The following is a 15,008-nucleotide window of genomic DNA, read 5'->3' on the forward strand; positions in this document are numbered from 1 at the left end:
AGGATTATCAAAAATAAAAAGCGCATAAAGCAAACTGCTTAATGCGCTTTTACTTAACGACTTAATTAATTGGATTTAAAACGTTCAGACTTAGTAGCTAGCTTGTAGCGTCAAACCATTATAAGCGCTATAGCCACGAAGCATGATGTAGTAAGTACCGCCAGTGCCAGAACTCAAGCTGCAGCTCTCATTGTTACCACTTCGGTAAGGACGACAATCATACGTACCTGTTGTTGGTGCAGCTCCTTTACGAACATAAAGGTCTGCATCACCAGAGCCGCCTGATGTATTTACATTTAGTGTTACACCCGCTGGTACATCAATAGTGTAAACAACCTCAGAATTACGTGTTCCAGAAAGGCTCGTTACTGGTACACCATTATCTAGGCAATTCGCACCGCAACCGCCACCTGATGATGTTTGGGCTTTCAGTGACACACCTGAATAAGCACTGTAGCCTCGAACCATTACATGCCAAGTGCCAGCAGTTGGGTTATTGAAAGTACAGGTTTCTTCATTGCCATTTTTGTATGGGCGACAGCTATATGAAGATTGTGTTGGTTTAGTACCTTGTTGAACATAGATATCAGCATCACCAGAACCACCAGTCATACTGAAAGCCACATTTGAAGTACCAGCAGGTACTTCAAATGTGTAGAAACTTTCAGAGCCTCTAGCACCAGAGATGTTCACAGCAACACCATCTTCAAGTGCTGGATCCGGGTCAACTGGGTCAACAGGACCACCATCACCAACTAGGCTATATAAAAGTTCATTTGGTGAACCCGATTTCGCATCATTAATTTTGTTTTTAGAACTGCGGTTACTTAAAAGTGAATCAATTTGAGCTGGAGAGCGCGAGCTGTCTTCATCTAGATAAAGCGCAGCAACACCTGCAACATGAGGAGCAGCCATTGATGTACCACTGATCGTATTCGTAGATGTATTAGAGTTATACCAAGCTGACTTGATGCTTGAACCCGGTGCGTAAATATCTAAACAGCTACCATAGTTAGAGAAGCTTGAACGGCTATCACTGCTCGTTGTAGAGCCTACCGTGATTGCATCTGCCGCACGTGCTGGTGAGTAGTTACACGCATTTGAGTTGTCATTACCCGCAGCAACAACAAACGTGACACCAGAAGCAACCGCTGCGTTAACGGCGTCATCAAGTGCTTGTGATCTTCCACCACCCAAACTCATGTTTGCAACAGAAGGGCCAGATGCATTGTTCTTAACCCAATCGACGCCTGCAATAACACCAGAGTTAGTACCTGAGCCAGAACAACCTAGTACTTTAATACCTACAATATTAACGTTTTTTGCGACACCATATTGGCTACCACCAATTGTGCCAGCAACGTGTGTACCATGACCATTACAGTCTGTTGCATCTGCATCGTTATCTACGAAATCGTAACCATGTGAAGCTCGGCCACCGAACTCGTTGTGCGAAATAAGTACACCAGTATCGATAACGTAGGCCGTTACGCCTGCACCATCATAGTCATAGTGGTAGTTAGAATTTAGCGGACGATCACGTTGGTCAATACGGTCTAGACCCCAAATTGCATTGCTTTGATCAGCATTTGTAGCTGCTAGAGGAGACACACTCACAATCTGATCTTGCTCGATATAGTCAACATCAGGGTTGTTTAGTAAGTCTTGAACTTGGTTTGCAGATGCATTCACAACCACACCATTTAAAGAACCAGCAAACTTGCGTGATACATCTACGTTATAGCTATTTACGAGTTTTTGGCTGGCCTGCTCAGCATAACTTGCTACTGCATCAGCGCTTTGAATATTTAAAACTGAAGGGGTTTTAAATACTACAATGTATTGATTTGGAATGGCTTTGCTTTCAGAAACTTGTTTTAGTTCCGCTTGAGCTAAAGCTTGACCAGATACAATTGCACCGATAGCAAATGCTAGAGTCGATAATTTACGCATAATGATTCCTTTTACTTTGTTGTTTGATTAAAAATCACTCAAACCATAGCGCAAGGAACCATAAAGATCACATTTTATTTACATAAATTTAAACTTTTTCATCTTTAAATTTGTACCTTTAACTTTACAATTAAACTATTTTCTATTTTAAATCAGTTGCTTAATTTAATAAATTTGACACAATTTAACTTTGTTAAATTTTAGTTACGAGTTAGATGAAAGAGACTTTCACCAAAGTGTTTGCATAAATTGCTTCTCTGAATTGAAAATTTCTCCAATTATTGGTGTTCTAATCACAGCATTATGCTCATCTGCCGCTTTTGACACTCGCTCTAACGGCTCAAACCATGCATGAAATGATAAATCAAAGGTACCGTTATGTACTGGCACCATCACTTTCCCTTGTAAATCAAGGTGTGCTTGTAAGCTTTGCCCTGGTGTCATATGGATATCGGCCCAGCCTTTATAATATGTGTCTTGTATATACTCTAACCATCTTAAAATGAATGTTTCATAACCCTAAGTAAAAGAACGCATAGTATTAAAAATGCACTTTCCTAGATCCTTGACGCTGAAATGGAACTAAAGACACTTACTCATTTTTAAAGAAATAAAGCTCATTCCAAACCATTTACTAATTTCCATAATCTATCAGAGAGAATAAACTTAGCTTAATCGCAGGACTAAACAGCAATACAAGGACAAAACATGATCAGAGCAATGAGACATGACGACTTTATGAACTTTTGGCCGACTTTTCGGTATATTATTCAAGCACAAGAGACTTATGCATTTGATCCAGACATGAACGAGTCGAGCGCATATGCTCTATGGTGTGAAGCGCCGTTAAAATCTTTCGTTTACGAAGAAAATGGACAAGTGCTGGCCAGTTATTACTTAAAAGCCAATGCCATGGGACCAAGCTCACACATTTGTAACTGCGGCTATATGGTCTCGCCTTTAGCAGCAGGAAAAGGTATTGCCAGACAACTTTGTGAGCACTCTCAGCTTATCGCCCTAGAGCTTGGTTTTAAGGCCATGCAGTTTAATTCTGTGGTCTCGAGTAATACCGTTGCTGTATCGCTTTGGCAAAAGCTTGGATATGAAATTATCGGCACAATTCCAAAAGCCTATAACCACCCGAAGTTAGGTTATGTTGATAGTCTCATTATGTATAAATGGCTCTGCGACGAATAAACCGCGTGTTTTTTTAAGTAATAAATTTATTTAACAAGCTTTGTTGCGACTTCACATCACTTAGCAGTCGTTCATTTGCAATTACCTGTAAACGCACAAAGCCTGTCAGCTAGTTTGCTGTATGGTACCTTTATTCGCTTAGTTCTAAGATTAAAAAGGGGCTACTCGCCCCTTACAAGCATAATGATTTTTAGTCTCTAAAGTTACTCGGCGCAGGTGGCACAACAAGCGGCTTTTTAGGGTTAGCTTCTAATTCTTCAAGAAGCTCTTTAACTGCGCGCTCGACCGATGGGTCCTTTCCTGCATGAATAAGCTCTGGACGATCAACCACTTCGATATCTGGTGTTACACCTTCATTCTCTATGATCCAGTTGCCATCATTATCAAGAATACGGAAAGTCGCAGCTATTACTTGCCCGCCATCAACAAGGTATGGGTTGCCAGAAATACCAATCAAGCCACCCCAAGTTCGTGTGCCAATTAACTTACCAAGACCAGCTTGACGGAAATAGTAAGGTAATGCATCACCACCAGAACTCGAATAACCGTTAATTAGCATAGCTTTAGGGCCATCATGAGCAAACGCTGGCGTTTTAGTTGGCTCAACACCACGACGTTTCCAATAATTTAATGGCTTGCGAGATAACCAAGTAATTAGATGTTCAGGAATAAAACCACCACCGTTGTAACGATCGTCTATGATCATGGCCTCTTTTGTCGTCTGTGGCATAAAGTTCTTGAATAAAGAACGATTACCTTCGTAGTGTGTATTTGGTAAATGCACATAGCCAATCTTGCCATTTGACAACTTGCTGACGTATTCAGCTCGGCTGTTCACCCACTCTAAGTAACGCAGACCCTGCTCACTGGCTACGGGTTTAACTGTCACCTTCCAAGCTGCATCAAAACTAGGCGAATCAGACAGCATTAGCTCTACAGGCTCGCCCTGAGTATTTTCAAGCAACTCAAAGAAGTTACTCACCTGATCTACTGCTTGGCCATTCACCGATAGAATGAAGTTACCTACTGAGGCATTAATGCCAGTTTGACCCAATGGCGAACGGAAATCTTCATGCCAATCTTCGCCTTGATAAATCTTGTTTATCTTCACAAAGCCAGACGGGTGACTAGCTACTTCAGCACCTAATAGACCATGTTTTTTACGTTCAGCGGTAGGCGCATCGCCCGATTGAACATAAATATGACCCGCATTAATTTCACCCGCGATTTCACTAAGCACATAATCTAAGTCAGTTCTGTGTGCTACTGCATCTGCCATTGGTTGATACCGTTTTAAAATCGCATCCCAATCTTGGCCATGATGATTTTCATCATAGAACCAATCACGTAATGTGCGCCAACCCTCAACATACATTTGCTGCCACTCAACTTTAGGATCAATCTTTAGATTCATCTTCGAGAGATCAAGCTGATTCGCTTTTAGATCTTGTTTTGCTTTCGGCTTTATAACACTGATGTTTTTACCCGAGCGAGCAATGATGTGTTTACCATTCGTAGACACTTTATACTGACTAACGCCAGAAGCGACTGTAGCCACTTTGCCATCAGGCTTGTTCGAAATAAGCTTAAGGGCACCACCTGATAGCGTTAAAACCCCACCTTCTACACCCGTTAAGCCACGATAATTTCCTGCTGGTGCATTTGTAGCGACGACACGCTTCATAAAACCTTGAGGCTCAAGCGCATTCGTATTTTCTTGTTTAGATTTATCTTCAGTCTTTTCAGTAACAATGCCCGCTTCATCAGAGCTTAATGCGTTAATGGGTGTGATTTGATTATTCACAGCAACCGCATAAACTCGAGTGGCACGATTAAACATATAATCAAACTCATACGAGCTGAACGTTAAGTTGTAATCACGTTCAGAGCTGAAATACAGATACTCACCGTCAGGAGAAAAAGTCGGGTTCCTTTCAGATGTCATCTCATCTGTTAAGCGTGTTACCTTCTGTGACTCAATATTGAAATGAAATAACGATGAGTAGCGGTTTTCGTTATTTTTTACATACACAATATCGTTTGAATTTGGCGACCAAACGTATTGAATAAGACCGTTTTCATCAAACTTTGCCACATCTATTTTTGTTTGTTTGCCAGATGAAATATCAAGTAACCAAAGTGTATGGTTTTTATCTGCAAAAAGTAGTTTGCTGTTATCAGGTGACCACTTAGGTGTAAAACGCCAAATTGTGCCATTACTTGTTAACTGCTTAACTTCATTATTGTTAGCACGGTCTTTAATATAAATTTCGTACTCGCCAGTTGCATCGCTCATATAAGCGATATATCGACCATTTGGTGACCAACTTGCCTCTATCTCTCGGCCTTCAGGTGTGTAGCTTAAGTTACGAGTCGGGCCTTGTTTTACAGGTACTGTGAAAATTTCACCACGGGCTGTAAACACCGCGCGATTACCATCATGAGAGATGTCCATCGAGTCAATAAAGTCACTTACATTTTTACTGTAAGGCAAAGTGTGCTCTCTGATCCCCTCCACATTTATCGTTAGTTTCTCAGAGGACTTTGTCGCTTCATCGAAACGGTATAGATACCCCCCATTTTCATAAACAATCGCATCAGGACCCGCAGAAGGCCACAATACATCGAAGTCATCATGCGTTGTCATTCGAACCGGTGACTTACCTTCACGGTATTTATATAAATTAAGTGTGTAGTCTCTATCTGAAACGAAATAAATACTGTCATTTACCCAGGTAGGCTGTTGATCTGTAGCACGATGAGACGTAAGTTGTTTTGAGGTGTTATTTTCTAAATCATACACCCACACATCTTGAGCACGACCACCGCGTGAACGCTTCCACGTTCTAAACTCCCTGTCTATTGGGGTATAAACGTACTTGCTACCATCTGGAGAAAGCATACCGCCGCCCGTTTCAGGTATTGCCATCGGTTGCTCTAAGCCCCCTTCTGCTGGCACCATGTATGGGCGGCCCATTCGCTTACCCCAAGGGGTTCTATTTGCTCTAAATACGATATTTTTTCCGTCTGGCGTCCAGTCCATAACACGGTAATCATAGCCACCTCGTGGTGGCATAGGACCAACATCATTGTAGTAAGTTAATTGTTTCAAACCTGAGCCATCGCGGTTTATAACATAAACTTGGCGACTTCCGTTGTACTGTGCTGAGAATGCAATTTTACTTCCATCTGGAGAAAACTTAGGAAAAGTTTCGAACCCCTCATGATAAGTTAACCGCTGACTCTGTCCCGTTTGGGTATTCGCAACGTAAATATCACCTGCATATACAAATGTCACATGCTCTTTGTGAATATCAGGGAATCGTAAGATACGGGTATCTTGCGTTTGGAACGCAGAAGCCAAAGGCGCAACGACGGCAGCCATGGCCAAAACAAGATTTTTAATTTTCATTTTTCACTCGTTTTCAAAACAGGTAGTGTTACATAATAACATTTAAGTCTAATGTGAAAGCTTTTTGAGATAAATTGGTTGTGACAAAATGTAACGACTACAAATGAATTGATGCCCCCATGCTTTTTGCTCATATAAAAAACTCAAAAGTAAAATTTGCTTAACTGACTATGATTAGTAATATGGCGGGAAAGTTACATCTTGTGAGTAGTCATGATTCGGTTTTTTGTTTTTTTCATTCTATTTTGTTTTTTGCCCAGTTTCTTCGTTCAGGCAAATCAGCTTAATGTTATGTTTTTGAACCCGGGTCACCCATCAAATAATCCAACCGGGCATTTTTGGCCGAATGTTAATTACTTCATGCAAGAAGCTGCTGATGACTTAGACATCAACCTCACTACCATTTATGCCAACCGCAATCATATTTTAATGAAATCATTTGCTAAAGATGTCATCGAAAATAAACCTGACTTTGCAGTTATCGTAAACGAAAAAGGGGTGGCGACTAGCCTAGTCAATAAAATTACAGCACAAAAAATCAAAGTATTCATGTTGCTAAATGATCTCACTAATGAAGAGCTTAACGCTCTAACTCCTGAGCAAAGAGAATATTATGCAGGTAGTCTTACCCCAAATAACTTTGATGCTGGTTTTACACTTGCCGAGCAACTTCATCAATCGATTAATTTTAGTAACTCAGACTCTCAGTCAAAAGTAAATATATTGGCCTTGCATGGTGATGAAACCTCCCCTGCCTCCATAGCCAGAGCCGAGGGATTACAAAGCTTTATCACTGATAACCGCAACATCAATTTAATTGATAGTACGGTTGCTAATTGGTCAAAACAACAGGCCTACGAAAAAGTCTCTGGTATTTTAAAGCATCAAAAAATAGATATTATCTGGGCAGCCAATGATGCGATGGCATGCGGTGCGACATCTGCAGTCATCAATGCAGGTAAAGCTGACTCAATGCTAATTGGCGGTATTAATTGGGATGATGATATACCGCTAGGTAGATTATCAGTATCAGTCGGAGGTCATGTGACACTAGGTGCATACGCGATGGTATTACTTAAAGAGCAATGGCTTGGGGTTAGTAAAGCTAAAAGGGTTAAACACTCTATTTTCCAACATAGTAATGTTGAAGCTTATGAGACTTTTATGACTGCCTTAAAGCAAAAGCGCTTTCACCGATGTGACTTTACGCAATTTCTTAGTAACCATACAAAAGCACAGACATTCTCTATCGAAAACCTTATTTGTCATTAAATTGCTTGCAGCTCAATTTATAATTTGACAGGGCTAATAACAATGCCATTTTCATCTACATATAGCCAATCATTTTTAGACATCTTTGCGCCTAGTAAGTTTATCTGCTCTAAATATTGCCCTTTTCATTGCTTCTGTGTTTTTCGTGGAGTGTGGCCTAATGCCATCACACAAAATGGTGACCCTTTTAAATTTCAACATCTCTGACACAGCCATTTATCACTACACCAGCCCACTGATTTTCAATACCAAATAAAGCTAAGTTATCACCTAAAAAAGCAAACGTTTTAGAATCAAGCGCATCGACAACCAATATTTTGTTATCTCCTGCCTGCTTTAAAGACTCTGCTACAAGACTGTTATCATCTGGGCACTGAACAATCACAACTTGCCCTTTCATATGCTTTTTTAGACCGAAATGCATTAATCTATGATGCATCACTTGTAATGCTTCGCCATGCTCATCATATAAATCGGGTGTAGAAAAATCAGACATAAGTTGCTCTCACTAAGCTTAAATTAATAAACCTTAGCTAAGCGTCTAAATCTGATATGTGACAATCTTTTCGAGAAATGTTTGTCATTCATAAAAAGCATATTATTGATGCAAACAACGAGTTTCTAGAGTGAGATCTTGCTCTAAGATTTGCTCTGTCGTGTCTAAATACAGCTGCTTAATTGGAATGTGTTTGGCCTTAGCATAAATCTTATCTACCGCGTTTTGCAGCTTTTGAACAACTTCTGGATTTATCGTTTTATTTAAGGCTAAATAATTTCCGCCTAAGCGTGGATCATCGATAAAATAAGCTGGCACAACTTGCTCTGGTCGAAGTCGGTAATTCTGAATATGGAATTTCAAACTATTTGCAGAGGCAATAAATAAATCAAGTTTACCTTCGGTAAAGGCTCTTATTTCGGCAAATTTTTCTGAGAATGGAATGTAGTTGATATGCTCTTTAAATCCCCAGTGCCTTAAAATCTGCTCATAAACATCACCTTTATGCAAACCAACAGTGTAATTCGCCAATTCCTCTTTATTGGAAATGTGAATATCATCTCGTTCAATAAGTTTATAAAAACATGCCGGGCTAGAAATAAGTGGCCCTACCCATTGATAATTTTGCTCTCGACTTGGCAAACGAGAGGTTGAAACCAAGCCCCCTTTTGGATCTTTAAGACTTAATGTCATTGCTCGCTTCCAAGGGAAAAGGGAAAAAGTACATTTTATTTTTGCCATCTCACAAGCCATAGCAACTATGTCTGCGTTGACACCAACAACTTTGCCTTTTTGTAGAAAGTTATAGGGAGGGAACTCTTCTGTATATATGGTCAGTGCCGTTTCTGATGAGAAGCAACTTGCTGAAAAGATCAATATCACAAACAACAAACTTCTTATTCTCATCAAACAACACCTTAAAAAGCGCTTATTGTAAAAACCCTATATTTCAAAAACATGTCTAACTTCATGTTTATTGAATATATACTTAATCATAGGAAGGAAACCGAGAATTGCCATTTTCAAAACTAATTTTGAAAATGGCTTAGCAAGTTAGATAAGATATATTGAGTTTAAAAGCTGAAGGTTCTGGCGGCCGTGAATAAAATTGTTGAATCTCCGTAGGTATCTAGGTTGGTGTCTTCATATCCCAATGATAAATCCCACCCACTAATAGAATAGTTTCCAGTAATGCGCCAATGCATATAGCCATCATCTCCTTCTTCCCACGTCCATTTATCATCATCCATACTCATTGAATAATCGACCCCTACATCAACCGAAAATGCCTCATTAATTGGGAAGTTTTGAGTCAGCATCACTATGCTGTGGCCCGCACCTGTGCCAAAATAGTCCCATGCATACCAAAAGTTTAGGTTAGTGTTACCGTAATTAAACTTTGCATAGGCTTCTGCATAGTTATAGCTAGAGCTCACATCAGCACCATGGTAGGTGTACTGCGCAATACCGACATCTAAATTGAGTACATCATTCAGAGCCGTGTAGTAACCTACATAACCATCAAACTCGATGTTGGTATCTTCGCCAAAATCAACATTTGAACCCCAGACACCTGCATACCACCCGGTATCTCCCGCCCAATCAAAGCTTGCCTGAATGGCTGGGTCTTCTTGAGTTTGGCTTACCCCATTAAACAAATAATCAGACACACTCGTCACTGTAATTGAGGTATCAGCCAAAGTCGGAAAAGCGCATAAACACAGTGTATATAAAATCGATTTCTTCATTATTGAACTCTGAAATAATTTTCCTTTATGAAATGAGAGTAGTACAAAAATGACTGCTGTAAACAAATGAACAGACTATTTCTAAAACAGAAACACTTTACCTTTAAGTAACATTAAGCAATACCTTGTTGCTAATACCAAAATATCTACACTTTTATAGCTAGCCATACTTAACCCTATTTTTAAGGTATTTAACATAACAGCACCTGAAAATTTAGGGTTGTGGACTAATATAAACTTATAACTTCCCCAATCGCTCCGCTCGTCGGGGCACTTTTTTGAGCTAAGAAATATTTCACCCAGACTTATCATCTTTGTATATAAAAAATAAATATGTCTCTTTATGTCGTTTTTATGTTTTATCCGACACATCTCATCGCGTTAATATAGGTTTATTCCCTGAGTAAATTCTTAAAAAACAACATATATGACCATCAGACAAGTCTATTTCATCGCCGATGGCTTTCAGGCCCTTGACCTCTTTGGTCCGCTTGATGCCTTTATGGAAACAAACAACATTCAAACCGCCTATCAATGCAAACTGTTAGGCATAAGCAAACAGCCTGTAAAAACCGCTTACGGACAAAGCGTGTCTGTCGACTTCTGTTTGAGTGATGACTTTGAGTATGATGACTTGATCATTTGTGGGGGCATAGGCATGCGTACCCTTGAACTTACTACAAAACAGCTCAATGCGCTTACTGGCATAGCTAAAAGAGCAAAACGCGTCTTTAGCATTTGTACAGGAGCATTTATTCTCGCCAAACTCTTTGATGATAAAGCACTTACGATTACTACGCATTGGCGCCATTGCGAAAGTTTAGCCAAGCAAAATCCAAATAAAACCATCTCGCCAGAGCCGCTCTTTATTCGTGATGAAAACATATGGTCATCAGCCGGTGTGCTGTCGGGTGTTGATTTGGCACTGGCAATTATTCGCGAAGACTATGGTAATAGCGTGGCAGCCAAAGTGGCTAAAGAGTTGGTAGTGTACCTACAACGGGCAGGAAAGCAGCGGCAATATTCTGATATTTTGGAACTACAGTCTGGTGAAAGTTTGAAGCTCTCGCCACTGATTGATTGGTTAAGTACGCAATTAGATAAGTCCGTCACCGTCACTCGTATGGCAGAGTTTTGCAGCTTGAGCGAGCGACAACTCACACGACTATTTAAACAGCATCTTAACTGCACACCTAGTCATTACTTTCGGGTACTCAAACTTAATCAAGCCAGAGATCTATTGTGTGAGGAAAACATCAGCCTGCAGTTTATCTCGCAAAAATTAGGTTTTAACAATTACGACAGTTTCCGCCGTGCTTTCATAAAGCAATTTGGCCTCTCACCTTCACAGTATGCTAAGGGCACCCACGCATGAAATTCGTTTTTAAATCAATCGTAATCGCCTTGTGTAGCTTTGCCACCTATGCGAACACCCTTTCGACCGAGCAACAACAAGCTTGGCTAGAAGACATTAACTTTTATGAAAACCAAGTCAGAACCAAGCATATTGAAACGTTTCATACGCTTGCAGAGAGAGACTTTGCTAAGCTTTTAAAAGAACTCAAACAAGATTTACCACTGCTCAGTGAGCCACAAGTCGAAGCACGGTTAATGGCGATAACAGGTGCTATTGGGGACGGACACACTAACTATTTTATGATGTCAGGGCCTCACCAGCACTTTCCACTGAGGTATAAATTCTTTGACAATAAATTACGTGTCATTGATGCAACTAAGCCATATCAGCACCTTATCGGCGCAGAGCTCAAAACCATCAATGGCTTAACCGTTGAAGCACTATTTAAGTTAATCACACCTCTGTTGCCTGGCGTAGATAACCAATTTAGTGCCAAAACCCGCTTTGAATTTTATTTAACCCTACATAAGTTATTATTAGGCCTGGGTCTTGTTAAAGAGAATGCTGCGACAAAGTTTGAGTTTAACCTTGAGGGTAATACACTCATCGAACAAATAACCCCAGTTGCGATGAGTGAGTTTGCTAAACTCAGCTCAGCTTTTAAAAGTCACTCAGATAAATTAAATAAGCTAGATATCGGCATGCCGGGTATAAACCTCAGCTTATTAAAAAAGAATAAAGCCGCTTACTTTGATTTTAACGCCTACCCTAGCTTTGAGCAGGTAATTGCCAAGTGCAAAGCACTGCAAAAGCAATTAAAGGCAGCTAAATCAAAATATCTGATTATCGATTTCAGAGGCAATGGCGGCGGCAGTTTTTACACAGGTTTAGCTTTTTCATCTTGCCTGTTAACTCTGGACCAATTTGATTGGAAAGCAGGTGTGTTTGTTCTCACAGATGAACATACTTTTTCTGCGGCAATGAGTAACACCGTACAGTTTAAACAAATTCTCAATGCGCGTATTTTCGGCACACCAACCGGAGGGGATCCAAACCAGTTCTCCGAAAGCTATCGCTTTGTTTTACCAAACTCGAAAAGAAAGTTGAGCGTATCAAAACGCTATTACCCGTTTCTTTTTGAAGATACAGATGCTGTGTACCCTGATGTGTTGATTGAAACTTCATGGCTAGATTACCAGCAAGGCAACGACCCTGTGCTATCGGCTGTGCTGGCTGAAATCGAAAAATAGAGAACAACATATGCTCCAATTAAAACCCAATTGCGAATGCTGTAATAAAGCTTTACCTACCAATTCAACTGAGGCAATGATATGTAGTTATGAATGCACTTTTTGTAGAGACTGTGTAGAAAAAGAATTTCGTAATGTGTGCCCCAACTGCGGTGGCAGCTTTGAAGCAAGGCCTATTCGTCCTGTAAAAATTCGCTGAACAAACAGAGTAGGGCGAGCACAATCGTTTAATTTCACTACAAAACAATATGCTGATTTCTATTTTTGCGAGCAATGTATTTATAGTTACAATGACCATTAAATACTGCTCGCAACGCCTAAAAGAGCGAGTAAAGATATATCAAAGGAATACTCGTGGAAAGACAAGAAACACTGCTTCAATATTTCAAAGATCATGACGGATGCGCTCCTACACTTGAGCTCGCAAAACACCGGAAAATGGTAAATAGTCCATTTCAGTTCTTGCGCGGCTCAGCACCGCTTATGTATCGTGATTTGGCAAGCCAAGTAATAAACTTACCAGAGAGTTTGCTAGAAATCCCTCTCACAACAATTATGGGCGACTGCCATACCAGTAACTTTGGTTTTTTAAGTGAAGAAGGCTCACATGGTGAAACTGTGGTGTTTACACCCAATGATTTTGATGATGCCTGCTTTGGCCATGCTAGTTGGGATCTATTTAGATTCTTAGTCAGTCTGCCACTGTCACATGCCGAAGCTGCTCAAATTCAAGCTGAGTCTGATTGTGAAAAACTAACAGCAAAGCCCCTTGCAGATGAGCAACAAGTACACTCAGCACAACAAGCTTTTTTAAGTGCTTATATCGAAACTTGTCAACGCTCATTAGAAAAGAAGAACGACAGCCAAACTGCACTTACTGAATTTTCAAAAGGTCATATTTTGCATAAACGCTGGCAAAAGGCGCTTACTAGGGTAGTGGGTGGCGAAGCCTTTATGACTAAAAGTACTTTGGCTAAAGAGGTCGATTTAGTGCAATGGCGATTCAAACAAAATCCTGACAAGTTTATTCCTTTGCCTGATAACATCTATGAAAACCTGTATATGCAATTCAGGCCATTTATGGATGATGAAATTCTCGATATCGTCATGCGACATAACGCAGGCACAGGCTCAAATAATTTAGGTCGCTACTATGTTTTAGTTGGCCCAAGTCAGCCCCATGATGCTGCTAAAACGCATATTGTCGAAATTAAACAGCAAAGAGAAGCTGCACCTATTAAGTACTTCCCTATGGTATCAGTAAACAACCGACTCTCTGCGGCGCATTTAACAGTAAATTGTCAAAGAAAGATGCAACGCCGACCCGACCTAATTCTCGATGATGCTATTTGGCAAGACAAACATTGGTTACTTCGCTCTCGTCACCATGCGCGTGTTGGTATTGACTCTGAGCACTTTATGTTAGGGAAAAGAGCTGCCGAAAAAGGCGGTGTTATTCAGTATGCGCTGAGCTGTGGTGAAGCACTGGCACTCGCGCATATGCGAGGGGATCGCCGCTCTACAGACTTTCAAAAGGCCATCGTTGCTACTTTACCGCAACAACAAAAAGGATTAATAAATGCCGCCAACAAGTATATGCAACAAGTTAAGCGGGACTGTCTAACAATAAAAAGCCTACTAGAGACGACGCCTCAGTAACCATGACGCAGATAAAGCATCTTGCTTTGTCTGCTCTTTTTATAGGAGGAACTAATTAGTCATTTCTCCCTCACTGCCTTAAAGGGCAAATTCTCATTTAATGCCCACTTAAATTGAGCTTCAATATTTTTATTTTTACTGTTTTCACACTATGCTTTTTGTACTGTTTTTTGATTTCAATATAATTATGCTAGTTGAATTTATTTATACAAGTACGGCGACAGCGCCTTTACAATGGACTGAGTTAGAAGTGCTTAGGCATGAATGTGAACGTCGTAATCAGCTTGAGAAAATCACCGGAATGTTGCTGTATGACGGCAAACATTTTATGCAGGTACTTGAAGGTGAAGAGAAAAAAATATTAGCCCTTTTTAATTGGATAAAAGCAGATCCTAGGCATAAAAATGTAGAAGCTGTCATTAACAACCCAATCGATAAGCGTAATTTTTCTGATTGGGCTATGGGTCTTATCACCTGTGATGAAAAAACTCAGTTGCAAACAGTCACAGAACTCAGAGGCAAACGCAAAAAACCGCTCAGCTATGAGCTACTTTATGCTTTTGCTCATCATGAAATCGAAATTGATGATATGTTAGACGCCGATTAGTGCTCGAAGAATATATTCTTATGTGAGCTGTAAAGCCCCTTTACAGCTTGGTTTTTG

General features: G+C 40.3%; 13 protein-coding genes. 7 read left to right on the plus strand and 6 right to left on the minus strand.

Annotated elements, in window-relative coordinates; translation table 11 throughout:
- Positions 1-90: 90 nt before the first annotated feature.
- Positions 91-1,953 (minus strand): S8 family peptidase, encoded by a 1,863-nt coding sequence (locus ACGHEH_RS06340; protein WP_390443008.1) that lies wholly within the window; start codon positions 1,951-1,953, stop codon positions 91-93.
- 228 nt (positions 1,954-2,181) lie between these two features.
- Positions 2,182-2,397, minus strand: a complete 216-nt coding sequence (locus ACGHEH_RS06345) for an MBL fold metallo-hydrolase (protein ID WP_390443011.1) — start codon at positions 2,395-2,397, stop codon at positions 2,182-2,184.
- A 264-nt stretch (positions 2,398-2,661) separates the two neighbouring features.
- On the opposite strand from ACGHEH_RS06345, the gene ACGHEH_RS06350 reads away from it, so the two are divergent.
- Positions 2,662-3,150 (plus strand): GNAT family N-acetyltransferase, encoded by a 489-nt coding sequence (locus ACGHEH_RS06350; RefSeq protein WP_390443012.1) that lies wholly within the window; start codon positions 2,662-2,664, stop codon positions 3,148-3,150.
- Positions 3,151-3,340: 190 nt separating this feature from the next.
- Here the strand turns inward: ACGHEH_RS06350 and ACGHEH_RS06355 are convergent, their stop codons facing one another.
- Complete coding sequence (locus tag ACGHEH_RS06355; protein ID WP_390443015.1) at positions 3,341-6,562, minus strand: S41 family peptidase; 3,222 nt, start codon at positions 6,560-6,562, stop codon at positions 3,341-3,343.
- A gap of 291 nt (positions 6,563-6,853) precedes the next feature.
- On the opposite strand from ACGHEH_RS06355, the gene ACGHEH_RS06360 reads away from it, so the two are divergent.
- Positions 6,854-7,834, plus strand: coding sequence for an ABC transporter substrate-binding protein (locus ACGHEH_RS06360; protein ID WP_390443018.1), 981 nt, complete (start codon positions 6,854-6,856; stop codon positions 7,832-7,834).
- A 187-nt stretch (positions 7,835-8,021) separates the two neighbouring features.
- On the opposite strand, the gene ACGHEH_RS06365 is transcribed toward ACGHEH_RS06360, so the two are convergent.
- The 3 genes from ACGHEH_RS06365 to ACGHEH_RS06375 all read right to left on the minus strand — a co-directional run bounded on the left by ACGHEH_RS06365 (position 8,022) and on the right by ACGHEH_RS06375 (position 10,078).
- Positions 8,022-8,330 (minus strand): hypothetical protein, encoded by a 309-nt coding sequence (locus ACGHEH_RS06365; protein WP_390443020.1) that lies wholly within the window; start codon positions 8,328-8,330, stop codon positions 8,022-8,024.
- Positions 8,331-8,432: 102 nt separating this feature from the next.
- The gene (locus tag ACGHEH_RS06370; RefSeq protein ID WP_390443023.1) at positions 8,433-9,236 is read right to left on the minus strand and encodes a substrate-binding periplasmic protein; all 804 of its coding nucleotides are present in this window, start codon (positions 9,234-9,236) and stop codon (positions 8,433-8,435) included.
- 167 nt (positions 9,237-9,403) lie between these two features.
- Positions 9,404-10,078, minus strand: coding sequence for a TorF family putative porin (locus ACGHEH_RS06375; RefSeq protein WP_390443025.1), 675 nt, complete (start codon positions 10,076-10,078; stop codon positions 9,404-9,406).
- A 427-nt stretch (positions 10,079-10,505) separates the two neighbouring features.
- On the opposite strand from ACGHEH_RS06375, the gene ACGHEH_RS06380 reads away from it, so the two are divergent.
- From ACGHEH_RS06380 to ACGHEH_RS06400, 5 genes are all read left to right on the plus strand, one after another.
- Entirely contained in the window at positions 10,506-11,453 is a 948-nt protein-coding gene (locus ACGHEH_RS06380) for a GlxA family transcriptional regulator (RefSeq protein ID WP_390443027.1), read from the plus strand.
- A complete protein-coding gene (locus ACGHEH_RS06385; protein ID WP_390443029.1) occupies positions 11,450-12,685 on the plus strand; it encodes a peptidase S41 in 1,236 nt (411 codons plus the stop codon). The genes ACGHEH_RS06380 and ACGHEH_RS06385 overlap by 4 nt, the downstream gene beginning before the upstream one ends.
- A 10-nt stretch (positions 12,686-12,695) precedes the next feature.
- Complete coding sequence (locus ACGHEH_RS06390; RefSeq protein WP_390443031.1) at positions 12,696-12,884, plus strand: DUF1272 domain-containing protein; 189 nt, start codon at positions 12,696-12,698, stop codon at positions 12,882-12,884.
- A gap of 155 nt (positions 12,885-13,039) precedes the next feature.
- Positions 13,040-14,344 (plus strand): DUF2252 family protein, encoded by a 1,305-nt coding sequence (locus tag ACGHEH_RS06395; protein WP_390443033.1) that lies wholly within the window; start codon positions 13,040-13,042, stop codon positions 14,342-14,344.
- Between the two features lie 187 nt (positions 14,345-14,531).
- Positions 14,532-14,951 (plus strand): BLUF domain-containing protein, encoded by a 420-nt coding sequence (locus tag ACGHEH_RS06400; RefSeq protein WP_390443036.1) that lies wholly within the window; start codon positions 14,532-14,534, stop codon positions 14,949-14,951.
- Positions 14,952-15,008: the final 57 nt, after the last annotated feature.

It is taken from the genome of Pseudoalteromonas sp. MTN2-4 (genome assembly GCF_042848605.1).
Taxonomy (GTDB): Bacteria; Pseudomonadota; Gammaproteobacteria; order Enterobacterales; family Alteromonadaceae; genus Pseudoalteromonas.